This window comes from Marivirga aurantiaca, from assembly GCF_016679925.1.
GTDB lineage: Bacteria > Bacteroidota > Bacteroidia > Cytophagales > Cyclobacteriaceae > Marivirga > Marivirga aurantiaca.
The window spans coordinates 180,500-204,410 of record NZ_JAEQBW010000006.1 but is presented as its reverse complement, the minus strand read 5'-3'; the positions used below and the strand labels follow the sequence as shown (position 1 = coordinate 204,410).

General features: G+C 36.6%; 20 protein-coding genes. 6 read left to right on the top strand and 14 right to left on the bottom strand.

All coding sequences use genetic code 11. From position 1 onward, the window contains the following. Window positions 1-475: 475 nt before the first annotated feature. From JKA74_RS14140 to JKA74_RS14115, 6 genes are all read right to left on the bottom strand, one after another. The gene (locus JKA74_RS14140; RefSeq protein ID WP_201431861.1) at window positions 476-1,567 is read right to left on the bottom strand and encodes a cyanophycinase; all 1,092 of its coding nucleotides are present in this window, start codon (window positions 1,565-1,567) and stop codon (window positions 476-478) included. A 505-nt stretch (window positions 1,568-2,072) separates the two neighbouring features. After that, complete coding sequence (gene egtD / locus JKA74_RS14135; RefSeq protein WP_201431860.1) at window positions 2,073-3,038, bottom strand: L-histidine N(alpha)-methyltransferase; 966 nt, start codon at window positions 3,036-3,038, stop codon at window positions 2,073-2,075. Further along, window positions 3,035-4,192, bottom strand: a complete 1,158-nt coding sequence (gene egtB / locus JKA74_RS14130; protein ID WP_201431859.1) for an ergothioneine biosynthesis protein EgtB — start codon at window positions 4,190-4,192, stop codon at window positions 3,035-3,037. Before egtB ends, egtD begins: the two co-directional genes overlap by 4 nt. Window positions 4,193-5,130: 938 nt before the next feature. Further along, window positions 5,131-5,328, bottom strand: a complete 198-nt coding sequence (locus tag JKA74_RS14125) for a hypothetical protein (protein ID WP_201431858.1) — start codon at window positions 5,326-5,328, stop codon at window positions 5,131-5,133. 100 nt (window positions 5,329-5,428) lie between these two features. Beyond that, window positions 5,429-5,824: a hypothetical protein gene (locus JKA74_RS14120; RefSeq protein ID WP_201431857.1), complete on the bottom strand. Its 396-nt coding sequence runs from the start codon at window positions 5,822-5,824 to the stop codon at window positions 5,429-5,431. 329 nt (window positions 5,825-6,153) lie between these two features. Further along, the gene (locus JKA74_RS14115) at window positions 6,154-6,738 is read right to left on the bottom strand and encodes a super-infection exclusion protein B (RefSeq protein ID WP_201431856.1); all 585 of its coding nucleotides are present in this window, start codon (window positions 6,736-6,738) and stop codon (window positions 6,154-6,156) included. A 628-nt stretch (window positions 6,739-7,366) separates the two neighbouring features. Here JKA74_RS14115 and JKA74_RS14110 point away from each other — a divergent pair. After that, a complete protein-coding gene (locus JKA74_RS14110) occupies window positions 7,367-7,792 on the top strand; it encodes a response regulator (protein WP_201431855.1) in 426 nt (141 codons plus the stop codon). 306 nt (window positions 7,793-8,098) lie between these two features. Here JKA74_RS14110 and JKA74_RS14105 read toward each other — a convergent pair whose 3' ends face one another. From JKA74_RS14105 to JKA74_RS14095, 3 genes are all read right to left on the bottom strand, one after another. Beyond that, a complete protein-coding gene (locus tag JKA74_RS14105) occupies window positions 8,099-9,547 on the bottom strand; it encodes a hypothetical protein (protein WP_201431854.1) in 1,449 nt (482 codons plus the stop codon). Between the two features lie 740 nt (window positions 9,548-10,287). Continuing rightward, on the bottom strand, window positions 10,288-11,919 hold the full coding sequence (pruA, locus tag JKA74_RS14100; RefSeq protein ID WP_201431853.1) for an L-glutamate gamma-semialdehyde dehydrogenase: 1,632 nt from the start codon (window positions 11,917-11,919) through the stop codon (window positions 10,288-10,290). A 257-nt stretch (window positions 11,920-12,176) separates the two neighbouring features. Next, window positions 12,177-14,810 carry an AsmA-like C-terminal region-containing protein gene (locus tag JKA74_RS14095; RefSeq protein WP_201431852.1) on the bottom strand — a complete coding sequence of 878 codons (2,634 nt, stop codon included), beginning with the start codon at window positions 14,808-14,810 and terminating at the stop codon, window positions 12,177-12,179. A gap of 405 nt (window positions 14,811-15,215) precedes the next feature. On the opposite strand from JKA74_RS14095, the gene JKA74_RS14090 reads away from it, so the two are divergent. The 4 genes from JKA74_RS14090 (at window position 15,216) to JKA74_RS14075 (ending at window position 18,823) form a co-directional block, all read left to right on the top strand. Next, window positions 15,216-15,995, top strand: coding sequence for a hypothetical protein (locus JKA74_RS14090; protein WP_201431851.1), 780 nt, complete (start codon window positions 15,216-15,218; stop codon window positions 15,993-15,995). Between the two features lie 182 nt (window positions 15,996-16,177). Beyond that, window positions 16,178-17,212, top strand: a complete 1,035-nt coding sequence (locus JKA74_RS14085; RefSeq protein ID WP_201431850.1) for an alkaline phosphatase D family protein — start codon at window positions 16,178-16,180, stop codon at window positions 17,210-17,212. A 37-nt stretch (window positions 17,213-17,249) separates the two neighbouring features. Then, window positions 17,250-17,633, top strand: coding sequence for a nuclear transport factor 2 family protein (locus tag JKA74_RS14080; RefSeq protein WP_201431849.1), 384 nt, complete (start codon window positions 17,250-17,252; stop codon window positions 17,631-17,633). A 152-nt stretch (window positions 17,634-17,785) separates the two neighbouring features. Beyond that, entirely contained in the window at window positions 17,786-18,823 is a 1,038-nt protein-coding gene (locus JKA74_RS14075; RefSeq protein ID WP_201431848.1) for a CNNM domain-containing protein, read from the top strand. 532 nt (window positions 18,824-19,355) lie between these two features. On the opposite strand, the gene JKA74_RS14070 is transcribed toward JKA74_RS14075, so the two are convergent. The 4 genes from JKA74_RS14070 to JKA74_RS14055 form a co-directional block, all read right to left on the bottom strand. Next, on the bottom strand, window positions 19,356-19,907 hold the full coding sequence (locus JKA74_RS14070) for an EF-hand domain-containing protein (protein WP_201431847.1): 552 nt from the start codon (window positions 19,905-19,907) through the stop codon (window positions 19,356-19,358). 99 nt (window positions 19,908-20,006) lie between these two features. Continuing rightward, window positions 20,007-20,480 (bottom strand): hypothetical protein, encoded by a 474-nt coding sequence (locus tag JKA74_RS14065; RefSeq protein WP_201431846.1) that lies wholly within the window; start codon window positions 20,478-20,480, stop codon window positions 20,007-20,009. A 25-nt stretch (window positions 20,481-20,505) separates the two neighbouring features. Beyond that, complete coding sequence (locus tag JKA74_RS14060) at window positions 20,506-21,114, bottom strand: DUF998 domain-containing protein (RefSeq protein ID WP_201431845.1); 609 nt, start codon at window positions 21,112-21,114, stop codon at window positions 20,506-20,508. 6 nt (window positions 21,115-21,120) lie between these two features. Further along, entirely contained in the window at window positions 21,121-21,672 is a 552-nt protein-coding gene (locus JKA74_RS14055; protein WP_201431844.1) for a TetR/AcrR family transcriptional regulator, read from the bottom strand. A 96-nt stretch (window positions 21,673-21,768) separates the two neighbouring features. On the opposite strand from JKA74_RS14055, the gene JKA74_RS14050 reads away from it, so the two are divergent. Continuing rightward, window positions 21,769-22,032 (top strand): hypothetical protein, encoded by a 264-nt coding sequence (locus JKA74_RS14050; RefSeq protein ID WP_201431843.1) that lies wholly within the window; start codon window positions 21,769-21,771, stop codon window positions 22,030-22,032. Between the two features lie 156 nt (window positions 22,033-22,188). Here JKA74_RS14050 and JKA74_RS14045 read toward each other — a convergent pair whose 3' ends face one another. Then, complete coding sequence (locus tag JKA74_RS14045) at window positions 22,189-23,910, bottom strand: tetratricopeptide repeat protein (RefSeq protein WP_201431842.1); 1,722 nt, start codon at window positions 23,908-23,910, stop codon at window positions 22,189-22,191. Between the last annotated feature and the right edge of the window lies 1 nt (window position 23,911).

Below are 23,911 nucleotides of genomic sequence, written 5' to 3'. Positions count from 1 at the left end.
TCCCCGCCTTTTTGTCCACCCACGCGCATACTCCGAGCAAATTTTATTTGGTTTTTGAATATTGGAGCATTTATCAAGAGTACCCTATATAACAAGATTTCTTATTTTCCAGTCTACACCCCTATAATCCCCTCAATGCTATTAAGTTAAGTTTTAATTTAAACCTCAACCTTGCATCCTTCTCCGAAGAGAGAAGGAAATTTGTCTTAACTTAATAGCATTAATAATCGCTTTCAAGGGATATGTCTCACAGATTTATACCAGCAGAGAATAATAAGCTGATCACAATTTTCTACTATTGCAAAAGATTTTTTTAAAACTTGAAGCTGACAGGCTATTCCGCTCATTAATAGCAAAACTTGTCCCGGTACATTGGGTTTTCTGACATGGCATTATTTATCAAAATTTCCCTAAAAGAAAGAAAAAAGGCCTTAAAATATTTTCTAAGGCCTTCGCTATTGCTGATAAATTTTAGTTATTGAGGTTGTTGGATATCATTACTGATACTTCCGTTATTTACATTCACCTGGTGTAAAACTGCATCGCTGCTTTGTGCAGACCAATTAGCAATATTAAAGCTTACTGAAGGCGGATTTTTACCTTTTATCGCATAAACATTCACTGCATTGGCCCAATCTAATGATTCTCCCTGTTCACAAACATCAGGAGCTGAATTAGCGGAGAAAAAGAAAGCATAATCTTCATAATCCGGATCCCCTAATACAGAAACATCCCCATTGGCCTCAATGGCCGCAGCTGTGTATTCATCTACCGCTATCGCTTTAATTTGTTGATAATCGCTGACCAATCCATCTTGAATTAGCCTGGCCATAAATGTAATTGTACGACCAAGCCTGTCTCTTTCAGAAAAATGTGAATCAGTAACAATACTTCCCAGACCCGGCAGTTGTAAAAAGTCATTTTCTAAGGACTCCATATAAGAATGATAGGGATCAGATAAAGCTTCAGATGAAATAACACCACTTGATTGTGGAATATAAGCAAATTCTCCCAGTATGGCCAAGCCGGCTGAAGTACCTCCAACAGGTATTTTCTTCTCATTCACCAGGTAGTTAATTGCAAACTCTACTTCCGTATCATTCCAATAATCGTAGTAGGCTGTCTGGTCACCTCCAGCTATAAATAAAGCCTCTGCATTTCGAATTTTCTCTTTTACAAATTCAGAATTTGCTGCTTCTCTGCTATCTATTACTAAAGTCCAGATCGAATTTGTTCCTTCAATGAATGTGTCATCATTATAACCACTACTATTGGAACTACGAATGACTACAAAATCACCACCCCCGGATTTACCTACCATCCAATCGAACCAGGATTTTTGATCACTGGAACCTCCTGCTAGAAGGTAACCTGCAGTTGTATTGGTTTGTACATCAGTTTCACTACCGGTAAGGTAGTAAGTTACACCACTGTCGGTTCCACCTCCATCATTGTCTTTGTCTTTAGGACCACCGGCATGGGCAGGTTTTCCCATTTCCACACTTTCTTCCGTACACGCGGAAAATATCATTAAAATTGCGATAAATGCATAGCTTATCTTTTTCATAATTGTTAGTCTTTTAATAAAATTAATTGATTTTATCAACCTTCCGGGCGCTACTCACCATTAGGATCCATAGCATATATAGCTAATAAACCATTAATTGATTTATATCCATAAAGTACAATCTCCTAATAAACTGAGAAATGTATTTACAGAAGCAAAAGGTTTGAAACCTTTACCTGAAAGGAAGTATTAAATAATATGAGAAAAGGGACTAACAATCGAAAACCGGTTGCAAATTCAGTAAGTGAACCGGTTTGAAGCTCAAGATTTTGAGCCCAAATATTTTTTTAGGGTTGAAATTTAAATTGCGATATTTTAGAAGAATAAAACGCATTCACACTAAGATAAAAACATTCTTTCTATTATCCAATTATTTTAAAGTGAATTGACACACAATGAAATATAAATATTTACAGACTACTTTAATTACATCTTAAAAACATCAGCAAAAAAATAGTATAAAATGTTTTGGAAGTGTTTTTTTCAACTACCTACCAATTGTCTATTAAACCTTCTTGAGTACTACATCTGCAAAATATTTTTTATTATCGTAGAAATATTTTTCTACTGACAAACCTGCCTGACGTGCTAGTTCGGCAATCATTTCTTCATCAAACTTTTGTGAGAATTCCACATGAATGGGCTCCCAAGCCTTGAAATCAAAAGACTCATTTAAAGTGTTAAAGCTCACCGTTTGCTCCTCTTTTGAGACAATAAAACTTTTGGCAGTACCCGTTTGTGGGTCATAATAGGGATAATGCATAAATTTATCCAGCTCAAAATTGGCTTCCAGCTCCCTGTTGAGCCTTGTCAATAGGTTCATATTAAAAGCTGTGGTAATACCAGCCGCATCATTATAGGCATCCAATATCATATTGGGATTCTTTTTAAGGTCAAAGCCAATCATTAGTTGATCCTGAGACCGAAGTGAGCCTGCAATTTTCCTTACAAAATCCTTTGCTTCACTTAAGGCAAAATTGCCAATATTAGCCCCCATGAAGAGTACAATCATAGGATTCTTCCTATCTGAATTTAAAGCTTCCAGGGCCGAGAAATATTCCTTGTTGATGGGTTCGATGGATAAATCCGGAACAGATTGCTTCATTCTATTGGCCAGTTGATCCAATACAGAAGCAGAAATATCAACAGGCTTATAGGTAAAGTTGGCTTTCTGAGAAGTGAAATATTTTAACAAAACCTCTGTTTTCATTCCGTCTCCGGCACCAAATTCAATCAAATTGAATCCCCGGGAGTTTTCAGTAAAAACAGACAGAATATCTGCTTTGTAGTTTTGAAATATCTGGTACTCACTGTCCGTAAGATAATATTCAGGCATGTTCATTATCTGTTGAAAAAGCTTATCACCTTCTTCATCATAAAACAACCAACTTGGTAAACTTTTATTCTTCCTGCTCAATCCATTAATCACCTCATTGGCAACGGCTTGATTAATTTTTTTGGTATCGATCATAAATTTTTAGCTAGTCTGATTCCATTGAATTGCCATTGCAAATGCGGATGGAAAAAATTTCTATATGTTTTTCTGGAATGATTTTCAGGTGTAGCCACAGAGGCTCCCCTAAGTACCATTTGGTTAACCATAAATTTGCCATTGTATTCACCAATGGCTCCCGGTGGTTTTTTATATCCCGGATAGGGTAAGTAAGCACTTCCTGTGAATTCCCATCTTTGCCCCCAATCCAATTGATTGGCCGCCACTTCCCACTCAAATTCTGTAGGCAGTCGCATGCCTTTCCATTCGGCAAAAGCATAGGCTTCATAAAAGCTCACATGCATTACAGCGGCATTTTCAATAATTTTCTTCAGCCCGGCCAATGTGTAATGATACCAATCTCCATCAATTTTGTGCCAGTACAATGGCGCAGAAATCGCGGTTTGCTCCAACCATGCGCGTGCATCGCTATGCCAGAACTGATGATCTGCGTACGCTCCACTTTCAATAAATTCGGCATATTCTGCATTGGTGACTAATCTATTACTAATCTGTGCCCCCATTAAATGTACTTCATGATGCATGCGCTCATTGTCAAAGGCAAACCCATCGCCCTCATAACCAATTTTATAATTCCCTTTCTCCAAAGGAATAAATTCTTGTATGTTATTTTCCGGCTGATACTCCTTGAAACCCTCATCATAAACAGGGAAAAGCGGATTGTACCCTAAGATGTATTTGATATCATAAATCAGCAGTTCCTGATGTTGCTGCTCATGCTGCAGGCCAATTTCCAATATAGCCAGTTGCGTTTTATCCAGATCAGAAGAAAGTAATTCCTTCATTGACTGATCTACATATTCGCGGTATTGATAAACCTGTTCCACAGTTGGCCTTGTCATGTTGCCACGGTTAGGCTTTAGAACCCTCTCTCCTACTGCTTCATAATAGCTGTTAAACAAGTAACTGTAATGAGGATCAAACTCACTGTATCCTTTCAGATGTTTCTTCAATAAGAAAGTCTCAAAAAACCAGGTAGAATGCGCCAAATGCCATTTAGGCGGACTTACATCCGGGATGGGCTGGGCACCATAATCTTCAATTACCAATGGCTGACAAAGTTTTTCTGTGTACTTTCTCACCGCATGGTATCGCTCTTTTGGTTGGTTCATAGAAATTGAAAGTAATAATTATTATAAAAAATTGGTAGAAGAATCTTGTTTATCTTCAGTAATGTCCGCATCCTTCCATCATTAGGCCTTTTTAAAGAGGAGGGTTTCTGACGCTAAGCATTATATTAATCGAAGAAACCATAAAAATGTTTTGTCTCCGGAGGCTAATACTTTATAATTTGAGTTAGATTTTAAAAATTGACGTAAACCCACATTAGTTACCGGTTAATGCTATTAAGTTAATCTTTAATTAAAACCTCAACCTTTCATCCTTCTCCGATGGGAGAAGGAAAATTGTCTTAACTTAATAGCATTGCAATAAATCATAGTGAAATTTGCAAGGCCAACAACTTTGAGCTTTCAGCATTATTAATCGAAGAAACCATAAAAATGTTTTGTCTCCGGAGGCTAATACTTTATAATTTGAGTTAGATTTTAAAAATTGACGTAAACCCACATTAGTCACCGGTTAATGCTATTAAGTTAAGCTTTAATTTAAACCTCAACCTCAATGTCGTTAAGTTAAGCTTTAAACTAAAACCTCAACCTTTTATCCTTCTCTCCCGATTGGTCGGGACAAGCTAAAGGGAGAAGGAGGTTTGTCTTAACTTAACGACATTGACCTCAACCTTGCACCCTTCTCCAGAGAGAAGGAAAGTTGTCTTAACTTAATAGCATTGAGTCACCGGTCGGTGGCGCACCGAACGGAAGCAGAAAAGGTAGCTATTTAAGTGAGATGGCCGATGCGCCATTGATCATGGAATCAGACTCACCCCTGATTCGTCTTCGACAAATCTTCCCCTCTCTCCCCAGGAAAGAGGGGAGAAATCTCGTGAGAATCTATGTAATCCTTAAAATACTATATGCAGAAAGATTATCATTTAAAAATGACTGCTACCAATATTTCCTTCTCTTCAAAAAAAGAGCTCCCTCCATTATTATTCCTGGTTAAAATAATCTGATACTATTTCATCATCTTTTACAGACTCTTCCATTTCTACTATCATTTCAATAGTATCTTCCTTCTTGGTCGGTTTAGGCAAAGGAATTCCTCCAAAAAAGCCCACTCCAACTGCAGCTAATATGATTAATACAATAAAGCCTATTCGCCTTAAAGTTTTCTTAAAACTCTTCATGATTGAGATATATAAGGTAATGCCATTGCCTGACGGCAATAGTTTAATATTTGAAATTTTGAATAAAGTCAATGAGAATTGACTAATGGATGGATAGGTATTAACCTACCAAAGAAGTGAATAAGTCCTCAGGAGAACTTGCAGGGATGGTTTTATTAAAATAAACAGAGCATTCTGATTTGGTTAAGCGGTAAAGCTGTTGATGGTTCACATAATTTACTTTACTTTCTCCGGCATGCTTCCATAAAATTGCTTGATACCTGTTCGATAAAAGAGGCTTTACCGGACTGTTTCCCTCACAAGAATGATAAAATGAGATTGTTTTGTGAGTCCTTTGCGACTGAAAGGAAAAAAGTTGCTCCGTCTGATGGAGTTGCTGAACCTTTACCTGAGAATTGCCCGCATATCCTGAAAAAGAAAATATACCCAACAATAAAGTTACTGTCAGTAACCATTTGGAGAATTGCTCTTTTCGATAAGTTTTTGGGTTCCTCATTTAACCATAAAGATAGTAATTGTATTAAATTTCTCCTAACTCCCTACAAATCAATCTCAAACAAGATGAGTAAATTCTCTGCCATGGGAAATAAGGAGTTCTAATTTGGGGGAAGGCTAGACAATGAGCAGTCAGTCCCACAAGTGAATAGAGACCAAGAAATCTCGTATGGTAAATTTGTCTGTAGTTTTATGAAACGCCCACGTCCCGTATAAAAACAGTGCGAGCGAGTGTGATTATCAGCAGGAAATCCGCTGAGCAAGCGAGCACAGAATTTCGATTTTAGACAGATTCAAGCATTGTTTTTATACGCTGTTGGCAAACGTATTTTACTTACAATGTTGTTGGTAAAAATAATCTGTAGCCCAATCAGGTCTAAAGGAAAAGATTTCAGATAATTCTTCCTCCGTCAATTCTTTTGATAAACCTAAGTGAGTTTCTTTTAATTTTCTATCCGCTAACGTTGTCAGAGTCAAAGGAAAATATAGTCCGTCTCCAATGTTAGACACTCTTTTTAAAATCTCTTTATTAATTAAACCTACAACTGTTGAATTATCTATTGGCATCTTTACAGATTTTTTCTGTTGAATTGCAAATTCCCAAATTACAGATTGTTCGAAAGGATCCAATGATTCTAACTCTTCAATAATTATTTTATTTCCTTTATTCCTATTGAACTGATACTCTAATTTATCTTTAATATAATAAATTACTGACAGCCCTATAAATGCAATTGACGCTATAAAAATCGGCCCGAAAAATTTCCCATAGTCTTCTTCAAATTCTGTCATTTTAAGAATCCTTAAAAAACTGTCAGACGCCAACACAAAAATCCCACTAACTATCCCTAAAAAAATGATGATTTTCATAGGGATTTTATCTAAGTCAATCAAATCGCTTATTTTGAAACTCATAGGATTAAATTATTCTGTTGTTTTGTTGTATGTTTGCCAACATAAATGTATGAACATTGTTTATACATATTATTATTACACTACTCATTTAATATATTTCTTATATTTACTACCCGACAGCAAGCGCCTATAAACGCTCACAACCATTTACAATCTTTCTTCTGTCATCAGGCTTATTAAAGCTCTTCAACATACTTCCTTTCCATAATATATCCTAACTTTTCATCGAAAGCCACAGCAAAATACCTATATGTAGGTAGTGATTCCGGAATGAGGTGGCAGTGGGGTTTTAGCGCAATTTAAAATCGGATCAGGTTAATATACAGCTCGATATTTCAAATGCTATATGCAAATTTTATTTAAATCCAGTAGAGAGTATAAGAGTAGCAACAGACAAGTATTGCATCAAAATGATCACTACAGATACTGAACAACTACCGGCTACTTACGTATTCTAAAAATAGAAAGAATTAAAGATTTAAGGCGATTCGTATTAACAGATAAAAAAATCCCATTCTACCCGCCTTAAAGTAACCAAAAAGGAATTATTGGCAATCAGCACAAAGAAAGTGCAGCACTGTTGCATATTTCAATGTCGCCAGAATTATAACCTCAAAATCAATCAAGTATGTCAAAATCAGGCCCAATAGTGATCATTGAAGATGATGAAGATGACAAAGAAATTTTCGAATCTATTGTAAGGGAATTAGGTATTCAAAATGAAATAAAGTGGTTTGTAGAAACTGAAAGTGCTTTTGACTTTCTGAAAACCACCGATGAAAAGGTTTTCCTGATATTTTCTGACATCAATCTGCCAGGCAAAAATGGAATACAATTTAAATATGATATAGATGCAGACCCGGAGCTTCGGAAGAAAAGTATTCCTTTTGTATTCTTGTCTACCTATGCCAGCCAAAAGGATGTTGAAGAAGCTTACATAAAAGTAACTGTGCAAGGCTTTTTCATTAAAGGAACAGATTACGGAGAAATAAAGAAAATGCTTCAACACATATTTGAATACTGGAAAAACTCCAAGCATCCCAATTCATTTTAAATAGAGCCTATTAGACTCACCCCTGATTCGTCTTCGACAAATCTTCCCCTCTCTCCCAAGGAAAGAGGGGAGAAATCGCGTATAAATTAACGCGTTTCAATATTTGTTAGAAGCAGAAAGATTCTTTATTCAAAAAAGGTTGAAAACAATATTCCCTTCTCTTCCCAAAAAGCATGTGCCGACCCATCGGTAAGAAGGGTGACCCCCGCCTTTTTGATGGCCCACGCGCTCTATATCAGCAAAACTTGTCCCGGTAAGTCGGGATTTTATTTGCTTGCCTGACATGGTAGTATTATCAAGAGTTCTCTAAAAAAAGGACGCCTTTTCTGAATCCGGATCAGGATAAACAAACCAGTCATACTCATTTTTCAATATTCGCAATTTAGCCCAATCTGATTCTGAAGGTGGACCCGCAGTCTCACCAAATTCTTCTTCAGATCCCAAATTAATGGCACCTCCCGTTCTCCCTGTAGCCACTACTGATTCATAAATGGGGGCAATAATATTTTCCAGATTCGCAGTGGAAATATTATTAGGTCCCTGGATTAACAGATGGAGTACCTGATTAAGCTCCGGTATAATAATTTCTTCTAAATCATGGTTAAGGGCTAAGTTAAGTGTTCTCACTTTATGATTTCTCGAGAGATCAATGACTTTGGGGCATTCGCCACTACCATTAAATCCAATCCTCAGATCATCCAGCTCAGGAAGGTGGTATAGATTGATAGCCTTCATAGGTCCTTGCCCATAGTAAGAATAAAATTCCGTAAAAGTTGCGAGGTCACCTGTCACACTTACAAAGTATTCACCAAAACTCTCATAATTATGACTAGCCCAATAATTACTCACAAAAGATCCCTCCTCAACAGTTCCATCTCCCCAATCAATCGTTATATTTCCCTGGTAAGTGAGGCTAAAACCGAACTCATCAGGATAAGTGGCATTATCATAATTACCGGGCACAGCCACAAAGGTGAGGGCAGGAATTAAACTTACAGGAACTATGGCATTATCATAGTCATCATAGATATCTTTGATGGTAAAGTTTTGGGTATGTTTGGCAAAACCATCTTTTACAATTACCAAAGTAAATTCCACTGTATCATTTCCTGAAAAGGTAACTGCATTTATTTCAGGTTCTACTGAAAATTCTTTGACTGTATCCGACTCCTGAATGATATAGCCTTGTGCATCGGTAAGGGTTTGGCCATTTTCCTCCAGCTCAAAAACAGATACAAAAAAGTGGTTGACAATAGTAAAAGGAAATGAAACGTATCCAATATCCTCAGGAGTTAACATTGAAACATTCAATACTTCTAATGAAAGTGAAGTCGCCTCATTGGCCACTACCTCAAATGGAAATGGAAGTGGATCATTTGTTAAATCTGCCATTGGAGAACCTGATACAGGTGTGGCATATAAAACTTCATTACCAGGGCTAAGCACCATAAATTCTGTCAATAGATAAGCTGCTTCATTCAACTCAAGCGGTGCACTTACAAAAGTGCCATTGAAAGTTAAAATAGCAATTGAGTCCTGAGCCAAGACCTCCGTGCCTTCAGCAGTCTCTATGCTAATTTGCAAATAAGATCCTGTAGGAAGATTGAACGATTCTCTTGTCGCTGCACTTTCACCTATTAACTCAAGTGAAAAAGACACTTCTCCTTTTTTAAATGTCTTAAGATCTTCATTCTCAGACTTACAGCCAACAATTAGCAAAAGGAGGAAAATAACAGAAGTTGATAAAGCTTTCATAACAGTGGGGGGTTATTGTGGTCCCTATAAATTTACCAATTTATATTCCCTCAATTATTATATGATTTTGCTTGATGCTTATATCATTTTCCTGTTATTTTGTTTCATATTCTCAAGCTACAATAAGATACTTCAGCACTATTTCATTTTGAAGAAAGTTTTCAATGTATTTCGGGTTTAATTACGGCCGAGTTAGCATGGGCTCCATAAGTGTTTCGTGAGACACAAACCACGGCTGTGAATATATTCGAGTCAAAGTCACTTGAAGCCATATTGACCGTGATGGACAACTTTCTCTGCCATCCAAGCACATCTATCAAATGATAAGGACAAGACAAACCAGCAATCAGGCTGATTTGCCCCAGAGGGGTAAAATCCTAATAGAAATACCAGCAGGCATACAAAAAGCTCCGATAGGAGTGAAATAAATGGTGCTTTCTCTCAATTTTATTGAAGTTGTTAGGCTACAGTTCAGTACCGGGCTTTGCTTACAGCTTCAATAACAGGCTACAAATAAAGAAACCAACAGCCAGCGGTTTAAGTAGAATAGAAACTAGCGGTCTGACGGCTTGAAGCCGTACTGACCGGTGATGGCCAACATCCTCTGCCATATAATAATATTCCTTTAGAACTGTACGCTCGATTGAGGAGACACAATCGAGGGCAGGCTATTTGTGCCATAAAAAAAGCTCCTGAATTTGCATCCAGAAGCTTCATTAATTGATAAATTTTCGTGACTATTACTCTTTATCCATGAATGGGTAACGGTAATCAGTTGCCGGAACAAATGTTTCTTTTATAGTTCTGGCCGAAACCCAACGCAATAAGTTCAATTTCGAACCTGCTTTGTCGTTGGTTCCGGAACCTCTGGCTCCACCAAATGGTTGTTGTCCCACAACTGCTCCGGTTGGTTTATCATTGATATAGAAATTACCGGCTGCATTAGATAATTTTTTAGTTGCTAATTCAATGATATAACGATCGTTACTGAATATTGCACCTGTTAAAGCATAAGGAGAAGTTTCATCCACCAAAGTAAGTGTTTCTTCAAAGTTCTCCTGCTTGTACACATAAAGAGTCACTACAGGGCCGAAGATTTCTTCCTTCATGGTAATGAATTGAGGGTCTTCTGTTAAAATTACTGTTGGCTGGATGAAATACCCTTTGGAATCATCATACTCACCACCTGCAATAATTTTAGAAGTGCTGCTTTCTTTTGCTTTCTCAATATAGCCTGCAATTTTGTCAAAGGATTTTTTATCGATCACCGCATTGAAGAAATTCTCAAAATCCTCAGGGCCACCCATCTTTATATCCTTCACATCTTCTATCACCAATTTCTGTACTTCCTCTGCAATATTATCCGGCAGATAAACTCGTGAAGCAGCTGAACATTTCTGGCCCTGGTATTCAAAGGCACCTCTTACTATAGCTGTTGCCACATCCCTTGCATGGGCAGTATGATGTGCTACAATGAAATCCTTACCACCTGTTTCTCCGACAATTCTTGGGTAAGATTTATAAATATCTATATTTTCTCCTATGGTTTTCCATAAGTGTTTGAAAACACCTGTACTACCTGTAAAGTGCAAACCTGCAAAATCAGGATGTTTGAATACAACTTCACCTGCATCAGGCCCACTTACATGTACTAAGTTAATCACACCATCCGGCAAGCCGGCTGCTTTAAATACACGCATGATTACATCTGCTGCGTATATTTGCGTGTAAGCTGCTTTCCAAACTACAGTATTGCCCATTAAGGCAGCGCTTGAAGGTAAATTACCCGCAATGGCAGTAAAGTTAAACGGAGTGATCGCAAAAACGAAACCTTCCAATGGACGGTATTCCGTTCTGTTCCACATTCCTGCAGAGGATTCCGGCTGCTCACTATAAATCTCGCTCATGAACTGCACATTATAACGCAAGAAATCTACTAATTCACAAGCTGAATCAATTTCCGCCTGATAAGCACTTTTTGATTGGCCTAACATAGTAGCTGCATTAATTTCATTTCTGAAAGGACCAGCAATTAAATCAGCTGCTTTCAGGAAAATAGCCGCTCTATGTTCCCAGCTTAAATTAGCCCATTTTTCTTTGGCTGCTAAAGCTGCTTTGATGGCCTGTTCCACATGACTTGCATCGCCCTCGTGGAAATATCCCAACACATGCTGATGGTCATGCGGTGGATTTAGTGGCTTTTTATTTCCGGTTTTCACCTCTTCAGCACCAATATACATAGGTACATCAACTTGTTTGGAACGTGCTTTCTTTAAAGCATCCTTTAATTGTTGTCTCTCCGGAGTTCCGGGAGCATAACTGTTCACCGGCTCGTTCTCTGCAAATGGCAATTGGTAAATTCCTTTTGGCATATCTTTGTAATTTTGTAATTGAATAAAAATGGTTTCGCAAAAATAGGTAAATAAAATTTGTTGCCCTCCATGAAAAATGGAATTTTCCGGCTTAAAATCCTTACTTATTTATGACAACGAATTCTGATGAATTGGATTGGATAAAATGTAGAAAAATTATCCTCTTTTAGTCAATCCTCACCCTTCCGATAATTAGGATAGAGGGTGAGGAATAACCAGTTAGTTCACTCTATTAATAAAAACTAAAGAAGAAAGAATTACCTTCCTCCTCCAAATATATCCTTGACCTTGTTCTTCGCCTTTTCTTTCAACTTAGCCTTTTCTTCTTCCGCTTTCTTTCTGGCCTCTTCTTCTGCTAGTTTCTTTCGCCTTTCAAGTTCATTTTTTGCACTATCTTTAGCTGCTTCAATTTTGGCCTCTGCTTCTTCTTTCAGTTTATCAGTTTCTTCTGTTATTTTTTCTTTCACGGCAGTTTTTGCACTACCTGCAACTGACTGTCCACCTTCAGTAGTTGTTTTTCCTAATTTTATATTAGGGTCATCATAAGTGCCCGTCACATTAAAATTAAGGTTTACTGAACTCCCAACTGCCTTCACGTCTGTTCCCAGCAAACCCGAAAGCGCCTGGTTGGCTGCCTGCCCTACACTGCCAGTAGGCACATTCAATTTTAAATTGTAGGCAATGTTGCCGTCAAAAGCAGTAGTTCCATCAATGGTGGCTTTATATTTCCCCATATCAATATCAAAGGGTTCTACACCTAGTTTACCATCTTTAATCTCCGCTTTAAGTGTGATATCTTTTAGGTTGATTGTATTGGTATTATCAAGTTTGGATAAGGAAGTAACACCTTTAATAATTTTTGAATCAACAACGGCTGCTTCTTTAATTTTTACAATGCCTGAACCTGACAAAGTAGGAAGATCAGGCATCATTTCCTGTGTCATTATTCCCTGAATAGCAAAATCTGTACTGAATTTACCTGTCATCTTCTCAGCAACAGGCACAAATTTTTGAACAGTTACTACATTTTTGAATGTCTCGGGTATGCTTACGTCTACAATACCAAGATTAAAATCAAATATCGGATTATCCTCATCCTGTGTGTTGTAATTTCCCGCCATATTGATGGAGCCTTCCAGCATGTCAAATCGTAACGGATCCATGGTTAAAATTTGATTGTTGACCCTGATCTTGCCTTTCGCATTTTTGAGGACGAAATTGTCATACACTATTTGCTGCACATCAGCATTAAAGGTGAAGTCGATATTTTCCGGTACCAACACCAATTCCATTGAGGTGGTATCTTCTTCCGTAGTGGTTTCCTCTTCGGATGAGCCCATCATTTCATTTACATCCAATAATTGGGAAGTTAAGCTCATTTGTCCTTCCAGTTTAGCATTTTCCTTTATGGCATAAGCAATATAATTACTCAACTGGCCAGTTACTTTGAAATCACTTTTACCGAAATTACCTTCCATTTGAGACATTTCAACAAACTGAGGATTGAAATTCAAATTAGCTTGTGAAATTTTAAAATCAGGAAGATCAGTAGTGGAATAAAAGAAGTTATTTAATTCCAATGTACCTGAAGTATTTAGATTTTGATAATTCTCCTGTTCTACATCAGCATAGTTTCCTTTTGAGGTAATGTCTGCCTTTACAATTCCTCCAATACTATAGTCAGTAGTTGGTTCAATTCTGGAAATAACATCAAGATTTAAAGCCCCTTGAGCATTCAAATCCCAGCTTGGAGCATCAAAATTATTAACTACTGCATTGGCAGTGAAGCGATCTTTATCAATTGTCAACCCAAAATTCTTGATTTCCAGTAAACCATCTTTCAAATCGCCAGTCTCACTCTTTGCCAGTAAGTCCAGAGAAATATTTTGGACAGGCAATGGTACATCAGGAGATTTTACATAAGCATCATTTACTGATAAATTTATTGAAAATGCAGGCAGTTTATCCTCACCATAAGTTCCTTTTGCAAAACCCTTAAAATCAAATTCACCTTTGGTTTCCAGGCTTTCAAAACCATCGGCATACATCCCTGGCACCAAAGAAAGAACGCTTTTAAATTGTGTGTCTTCCACAAAAAACTTGACGTCCATGTCAATATCCTCTTCAGGCATGGCAAAGAATCCATCAAAGTTTAATTTAAACTCATTCATCCTGACCGAAGTCTCATTAAACTTAAATTTCATGGCGTCAAGATCCATTCCCAGAATCATATTAATTTCAAGTGTTTTATGTGCCACATAAACATCTTCATCATAAGCGAAAGAAAAATCATCTGCAGTGGTCTTTGTCACCATATCAAACACTGTTTGGGAAAAATCGCCCTTTCCGGTATGGTTTAAACCTATTATTGACATAGCCATATCAGCGGATTGATCATAATAGCTAATGTTGCCATTTTTGATTTCCCAATGGTCAATACCTATTTGCATATCACTCTCTTCAGTGGTAGTGGTATCTGTTTCATCAGACGGTACAACAATATCATAATTGGCTGAGCCATCTTCCAACACTAATATATTGATGGTAGGTTGATCTAATATAATACCTTTGATTCGCAAAGGCTCACTTTTAATAATAGCGACAATGTCGACTTCCAGAGAAAAATCCTTTGTAGCAAACAAAGTATCCCCTTCAAACATCTCTTTTCCGGTAACTGATAAATTTTTTAGTCCTACGGTAAGATTAGGAAAATCCTTTAATAGGGAAAGGCTAAAATCATCAGGGTCAAAATTCACATTTGCATTGACAGATTTATTTACTTCTGTTTGCACTTCCCTTAAAATTCGGTCTTTGAAAAGAATGGGGATTAAAATGATTGCAAGAATCAAAAATGCAAGGATACTGCCAACAATGATCAGTAATTTTCTCATGATTAGGAATTTGTAGTTTTATACTTTAAAGTTATAAATAATATAGCTAAGGTTTACATTACGAGCTGGTTAATTTAAAGGATAGATATTGTCTGATTATTTTATCATCACATTCAATTTCTGCTTTCATCTCAGAATAAGTTCATGATATGATTAAGAAAGCAATTGCACTGGCCAGGTGTTTCTACAACAAGCCACTTCATATACTTATTGCTTACAACCAGAATCAGATCTGTAGCTAATTTAACCGACTTTCGCCCCGAAAAGATACTAAAAGGCATGTTTTTCATGCAAAAAGAACCATTTGTAATAATTTTTAGTTAACTCAATATTAATTTCATGGAATATTTCTTAACTTAAAGTTCATATACAAGTTAAATAAGTAACATTAAGGTAATATAAGAATTGAATTTTTTATTCCCATATGGCCAAAGAAGAATCAAAACACTTTTGCTTTTCCTCATAGGAATGGTATTGGTGGGCAACATCTATGCAACCACTGACACTTCTGAATATGAAAAGAAAAGAAATTTGATAGTCTCTCAACAACTTTTAGAGCAGCATGCCCAATGGAACAAGCTCATCGAAAAACTAGAGAAAAAATCTTCTGCAAATCCCGAATACTTTCTGGACTTCCTGTTCTACAAAACCCATAATACCTTATTGAAAAACTATGGTAAACATTCCGATTTTGGCAAAATGTTGGAAACAGGAGATTACGATTGCGTGAGTGGCAGCCTTGCCTATTCCCTGATCCTCACTTATTTCAATATTGACCACAGTATTATCGAAACGGATTATCATGTATTTATTGTAGCCAGGATAGATGGTAAAGACTTCATTCTTGAAAGTACAGATCCTTTAAATGGGTTTATCAAGGATGAAAATGCCGTTATACAATATATTGCAAAATTCAAGCCTGATCCTCTGACCAAAGTCATTCAGAATACTATTGAGATTGGTGCCGAAAGCTATTTAACCACCGAAACTAACACCATATTCAAAAAGATCAATATTAAACAATTAAGTGGGCTGCAATATTACAATCATGGAATTTATGCCATTAAAGAACAAAATTACCCCCTGGCTAAAGCGAAAATCAGCCAGGCACTGGCACTCTACCCTTCAGAGCGTATTTATTCAGTGTACGAGTTGATCTCAAGCCTGGAAAATGCTGATCAATAAACTTTAGGTTTCCAAACCATAATGATTTGGTAACTCCTTCCTTGTCCATTTCCTGTATTTTTGCCAATATAAAATCTATTCCCATGAAATGAGCATAAATATTCGAGGGCGAATTTATACCAACCGCCAGATGAATATTTATCGCGAATTCCATGTGGTAACATAAAAACGAACATATACACATGAAATATTTATCACTGCAATTAATATTGTCAGTTGTGTTATCTACCCAACTGGCATTTGGTCAGGACAGGACTGTTACTGTTGAAGAAAAGGAGAAGCTTGTCATTGCTTTTGGATCTTGTAACAAACAATACAGACCGCAACCTTTATGGAAAGATATCCTTGCGCATGAACCTGATCTTTTCTTGTTTTTGGGGGACAACATCTATGGAGATACCAATAACATGAGGATTCTTGAGGATAAATATGAAAAGCAAAATCAACAGCCGGACTACACAAAGTTAAAAAAGCAAACAGAGATTATAGGAGTATGGGATGACCACGACTATGGCAAAAATGATGCTGGAAAGGAATACTCCCATAAGGAGGAAAGTCAGCAGCTTTTTCTTGATTTTTTTGAGGTACCCGAAAACAGTCCACGTAGAAAAAGAGAGGGCGTGTATTCTTCTTATCAGCTAAACTGGAATGATCAAAAGATTAAAATCATTTTACTGGATGCACGCTATCACAGGGATGATATCATAAAAACCAACAATAAGTATATACTCAACGAAAAAGGCACCATTTTAGGCAAAGAGCAATGGAGCTGGTTGGGAAATGAAATAAGCGATTCACTTGTTGATTTATATATCATTGCCTCCGGTATTCAGTTTATAGCAGAAGATCATCCTTATGAGAAATGGGCTAATTTCCCGAATGAAAGAAAGAAGATGTTTAATTTAATAGCCGATAAAAACCCTAAAGGTGTGATTTTCTTAAGTGGAGATAGACATATAGCAGAAATCTCTACAATAGATTGGAGAAACCTCCCATATCCTTTGGTAGATATAACTTCCAGCGGATTGACGCACACCTGGAGCGGTGATGATGCAGAAGAGTACAACCAACATAGGGAAGGTGAATTAATAGCACAATTGAATTATGGATTGTTGGAAATAAGTGCTGGCAGCAAAGGAGAAATAAAAGTCGTCTCTCAAATAAGAGGGGAAGATCAGCAGCTGTATTTGGAAAAAGAAATGGTTTTTAATAATTAGCATAGTTATTCTATCACCAGGAAAAACCTCAATTCCTATGCAACAGACTCAGAAAAACAAAGAAAAAGCAATGGCATTTTATGATTTAATGTTCAACCAATGCCAACCAAAGGAAGCCGTAGACAGATTTGTAGGAGAATCATACACTCAACACAACCCGGAAGTGGGAGATGGGAAACAAGCTTTTATTGATTATTTCACCCGAATGGCATCGGAATACCCCGGAAAAAAAGTAGAATTCAAGAAAGCCATTGCGGAAGATGAATTTGTGGTGCTACATTGTTTCCAAAGCTGGCCTGGTGACAAGGATTATGCAGGAATAGATATTTTCCGCTTTGATGATAAGGGGAAAATAGTGGAGCATTGGGATGTGCTGCAGGTCATTCCTGAAAAAGCCCAAAATGACAATTCAATGTTTTAAGTGAAAAACAGCCTCCTTTTTAATTCCCCGGGAGAACTACACTAAATGCTGCCATCCTAAGCTAAGGAGGAGGAGACTACGGCCATTATTGTTTGTAAAATCAAAACAATAATGGTTTCTTTCGTTAGTATCTATATCTTCATAGAAAGAAAATGACTTTACTTTTTATCTACCTGTTCATAGCGCTGTTTACTTCATTCTTGTGTTCTATACTGGAATCCGCTTTGTTATCAGTTCCAATATCTTATTTAATAGCAAAATCGGAAAAAGGAGACAAGTCAGCTAATACCCTGATTGAAATGAAGCAGAATGTGGATAAACCCTTATCTTCTATTCTTTCATTAAATACCGTGGCCCATACTATAGGTGCTGCCGGAGTTGGTGCTCAGGCTACTATTGTTTTCGGTGAAGCTTATTTTGGGCTTGTTTCGGCAATTCTTACCATATTGATATTAGTGTTTACTGAGATAATTCCTAAAACACTCGGAGCCAACTACAGCAAAGAATTAGGCCCCTTTACTGCCAGTACTTTAAAAGTATTAATCATTATTACCTATCCATTGGTAGTATTATCGGCAGTCATTACAAGATTGCTCCTGAAAAAAGAGCCAGAACTAACCACCAGCAGAGAGGAAATTTCAGCCCTGGCCAATATTGGAACACAGGAAGGGGTTTTTGGTGACAAAGAGAATAAAATTATTCAAAACCTGATCAAACTTAAAAGCATTAGAGTATCCGAAATTATGACTCCCAGGGTGGTGATGGTTTCTGCCAATGAAATCATGAAGCTTGAGGAGTTCAATAAAAACAGAGAATTTATACAATTTTCCCGCATTCCTGTTTATAAAAACAACAGGGATAACATCACCGGATATATTTTCAGGCAGCAGGTTTTTGAGAAACTGGCAGAGGATCAATTTGAACTTCAACTAAAAGAACTCAAACGCGAGATAGTTATACTTGGACACTCCACTACCTTATTTAAAGCATGGGAGAAATTGCTTACTGAAAAAGAACACATTGCACTTGTTGTAGATGAATACGGGGGAGTGGATGGCATAGTGACACATGAAGACATCATTGAAACACTTATAGGTTTTGAAATTGTTGATGAAAAGGATGAAATTGTTGATATGCAACAGTACGCCCTGGAGAAATGGAAGAAGAGAAGAAAAGGCCATATGTATTAGTGAAAGTACAAATACAAATGTTCAGCCATACTATTAAGTATTTTAATAACTGAAAAAGCTCCCGTTACAGTAGAACAGTTATGGAAGCTTTTTCAGGTTTTTCATAGGCTTCTCATGATAATTGATTTTGCATTAAAATTCTTCTTTATGGCTTCTAGAAAGCATTTTATTAAAATTCTTTAGCAATAAAAAACTTCAAAAAATAGGTCTTTCGTTGAAAAGTGGGATTTACTATTTCGTTTCTCGTATTTCGTTTCCAAATTTATTTTACTTTCTTTTTCTTGACAAAAAAGATAGAACGCCAAAGGCATCCCTTCGGGGAAAGTCAAGACAAAAAGATGCTTCCACGCTCAATCCAGCACACTCCCCGCCTTTTTGTCCTCCTACCCGCCCTCTCCGAGCAAATTTTATTTGGTTTAGAGATTTCGAAGTATTTATCAAGAGTACCCTTCATAAATTCCGTTGGCACGAAATTGCATGTTTGCAATAACCAATGGGAGCAAATTTTGACCTATTCTCCCATGTTGACATCTCATTGATCTAAATTAATCCCAGTTCTTCTATACTCATCCTGATCAATGGAATTATCATTATTGGTATCCCAGGTGTCAAATATGCTTTCTTCTAATTCTGACTCACTATAGCGGTTATCATTCTCGGAATCCCAATCATCATAAAAACCCGAATTATTTAAGCCTTCGGAATATTCATTATTATCAAGCATACCATCATTATTGGTATCCCAGTCTTCGAAATAATTGCCATTCCAACTAGCATTGCCATACTCATCATTGGACAACCTTCTGTCATTATTTTGATCTAATTCCCCAAAAAGCCCTGAATTGATTTCATTGTTATCATAATAGCCATCATTGTTGGTGTCCCAATCTCTGTAAAAATCATTGTCAGAATACCATGAGTTGAATTCGTTTCTGTCCAACCTATTATCGGTGTTAGTATCCCAGTCCCTGTAAGGATTAGTTTCCTGTGCAAAAGAGGTGTTAGCAATCATTAAAAAAAGTACTGTAACAAAACCAGACTTTATTAAGCGCAGTATTCTGTTCTTCTTATTCGCTTTCATCATTAAAAAGTTTTAGTTCAAAAAATAATTAGTTCTTTTTAAGGATACGGCTTGTAAAAAGGAGAGGATTGCTTTTTTATTCTTATTTTATTAATTGGTCGCTTATTTCTTTTTTCTACTTAACTGAATGTCTGATTTTATCCACCGCATAGTACCTAATAAATACAATAAGCCAATTACCAGGCAGAAAACGGAAGAAACTATCATAAAAGTTAATCTGGCTTCTAACTCATTCAGGTAAGGATCATCAATAAGAATAACAGCCGGTATTGCTGTAAAAGCACGGAATAAGAAAATGAAAGCTATTATAAACAGAACAGCTTTTTTAAAAGGTAAAGAAAATTTTCCTGTTGCTGCTGAAAACGCATATAATGCCCAGATGGCCAATACTAAAGCTATAAAAGCAGTCGTAAATACAGGATGGTAAGAGCCTGATTCGGCTAATTGAGCCATTCCTTCTCCCGCACCAAAAAACCTGTACCAATCGGGCCCGCCAATAATGATCAAAATATGCAATAAAGATGCTATTGCACTTAAAATACCTCCTGCTATTAAAAGTTTATTATTTCCGTTCATTGTTCAAATTTCCTGAATTATTATTTTAGATTGCCGTTCTCCTTAACTGAATAATCCTATAGGCATTCCATGATAATAAAGCTATATAAATATAATAAGCTAAAATCCCTAATTTTTGAGCAAGGCCGGGAAAGGCAGACTGCCTGAAAAAGCCTGTTATAATCAGGAGCCAAGCGCAAATTAAAAGTGGTTTCACAAGTGCCTGCCATTGTTTGTCTTTTCTCAATTGTTTGGAAATAGTGAAGGCGCCTATTATGAAAAACAAACCACTCCCCATTACACCAATAATATGGAGTGTAGATGAAAGAGAGGAATAGTTCTCGTAATTCATTGGCGAAGCACCTAATGCTATAAGTAATCCTGATAGAGCGATTAATATAAACGGATATTTCCTAACATTTCCATTATTAACCCACTTGCACAATTTCAGGGAAAATAAAGTAACCAATAAGCCGGGAATTAAAAAACCAAAAACAGCAAACCAGAGGTAGTTTGGTTGTCCTATACTCGCCAACTCGCTAAATGCTTTTGTGAGATGAGAGTAATCAGCATTAATACTCGAAAATATAAGGTAAGCGAAAATACAAATAGCAGTCGCCATAATGCCTGAAAGTGGTTGGAAATTATTTCTCATAAAATATTAGAAGTTGATAAAGGTTTTAACAAGCTTGATAATGTGATTTATATCATTCTGTTCAGTGGATTTGTATTTGTTTTGCTCATACCAGCCAACATAAAAGTTATGAAGTACTTCAGCTTTAACTTCAGCTTCCTCTTGCGTGTAACCTAAATCCCGGATCAGTAAGCAAGTAAAAGCTAATCGTTTGGCTCTGAGGCTATTTAATAGTCCCTTCAGCTGATGATTAGATTGAGCTATTCTTCTAAGGTAAAACATGAAATCCTTTCGGGATTTGTCCTGAAAAGACAGCTTTAAGAATATGGTGAATTTTTCAGCTGGATTGTTTTCATGATTCAGTTCCTTAGTAAAAGGTTTAATACTATGCTCAAACCAATAAAGAATAGTATCATTAAGAAAGTTTTCTTTTGACCTAAAATGCCAGTAAAAACTGGATTTGTTGCACTTTAACTGCTTTGCCATTTGCTCTACATTGAGGCCATCAGCACCGGAGACAGCAAATTTCTGTACTCCCAGTTTTAACCATTCCTCCTTTTCTACTTTGATTGTGGGCATTTTATAGACGTATGCGTTCATAACAAAGATAGAAAATATTTCTAAACGATAACGTTTAGAAATAGAAAATTAAAAATTAGTTATACACTTGGTCGCATGAAATTAGATTCTGCACCTGAAGCCAGTTTAGCTTCAAATTTTAAAAATGGTCATAACCTTCCTGTTTTTATTCCTTTTGATTCTTTACCGGAAGAAGAAGAAGAAGTAAATATAAGTAGTATTGGCGCTCGATATGAGCCGGATGATAATCCAAAATCAATTTGGAGATATAATCATCACGGCCACAATGCATTTGATGCTATTATTTTGATTGATAAATCTACGCCCTCTCAATTAATAGGAAATAATAACAAGAAGTAAAAATCCCAGTCAGGAGTCTCCATTCATGTTTTAAAAACATAGAATATAAACTAATAGATTACTCTAAAAAAAGGAAGTAATCTTTATTTTCTTTAGTATAGCCTTCATTTGGGCAATCTCTTCTTCGTGTGCAAAATCTTAGTAAAAACGCCTATTTCATTCCCCAATAAGCTCCCTTTCAAGCTTAATAATATATTCTACCAAATTCTCTTCTTTGCTAAGATGAAGTTTCTTTCTAAGCCTGTAACGAGCAGTTTTTACGCTTTCAGGTGAAATTCCCATGATATTGGCTGCTTCCTTCAAATTCATATTAAGCTTTAACAATGCACAGAGTTTAAGCTCATTATTGGTAATGTCCGGATAATTTGATTTCAACTGGCTGAAAAAATCAGTATGTACTTCTTCAAACTGGCGTTTGAAATCCAACCAGTCCTTATCAATATGCATACTGTTAGCTACCAGCCTATTAAGTGAATTGAGCTTCTTTACAGTCTCACTATCTTTGGACTTTTTCAGTTCTTTGATAGAGGATTTTATTTCTTCCATCAACTCGTTTTTGCGGACAAAATTCAGGGTATAGCTGGTGAGTTCTTTATTTTTAAACTCTATTTTTTGATTAAGTTCCTTTTCCTTTAATCTTGCATTTTCCAATTCTACTGCTGCAAGGGTTTCTTTGGTTTCATAAATCTGTTTATTTTTAAGAAGCAGTTCACTTTTTCTTCTGATATTCATTCTTTGCCTGCTATAGATAAAATAGGAAATGATCAATACTGCTAATATTCCAATAATCAAAGTTTGGCGCCACAACCTGCTCAACTGGGCTTCCTGCTGGAGAATTTCCAATTCCTTTTCCTTCATTTCCATTTGCTGAGCACTCTTTTCCAACTCGAACTGATTTTCAAGTCGCACAAATTCCCTCAATTTTTCCGCATTCAATAATGAATCCTTGGCCTCAGAATATTGTTCAAAATATGTAATAGCCTTGCCTAAATCACCCTGTCTGACAGCTACTTCCTTTAATTTAAGGTAGATATCCCTTTTTAATTTTTTTGAGCTGATATTTTCGGCTTCCTCCAGGGCTATTTTGAGGACTTTCTCTGCCGATTCATAATCTGCTTTCAGAAAATAAATAATCCCCATAGTGTAAATACTAAAAGCCTTCCCATTAAGATCGTTGTCTCTCGATTGGATTACCAAAGCTTTATGGGAATAAGACAAGGCTGAATCTAACTCATTACTATCTTTAAAATAACTAGCTAAATTGGAGTAAGAAGTGGCTTTTCCGTAAGAATAGTTTAGCTTATCACTTAAGTTTAAAGCCATGTTATAGGTGTCAAATGCCCTGGTGAGTTTCTTTTGTTTCTGGAAAAGTTTCCCCATGTGGTTGAGCGTGTTGACAGCCCTCTCCTGCTTGTTTAACAAGTTAAACGTCTTTAATGCTTCCTCATAATAGGCCAAAGCTTCTTCATAGCTTACCTGTTCACTATAAATCAGGCCTGTGTTCATCATCACATTTGCTATATTCAATGTATCACGCATATTTTGATACAATACCAAAGCTTTCATCAGTGCATTCAGTCCTTGTTCATAATTTCCCTGCGCCCAACCAGATACTCCTATTGATCTGTTAGCAAAAGCCATTCCTTTATTATAATTTAATGAAATTGCCAATTGCAATGCTTCCCTGCTGTAGTTTTCCGCTTCTACCGGATCGATGATCCAGTATACATAACTCAATTCATTTAGTATGTCGACTCTTACAGAATCCAGCCCCGGATGCATCTTCAATTCATGCTTGAGACTATCAATATTGCCAATATCTGCCATACCCATGGAAGGAAGAAGCATCCATAAAACTAGAAGAAAAGCTATTTTCATG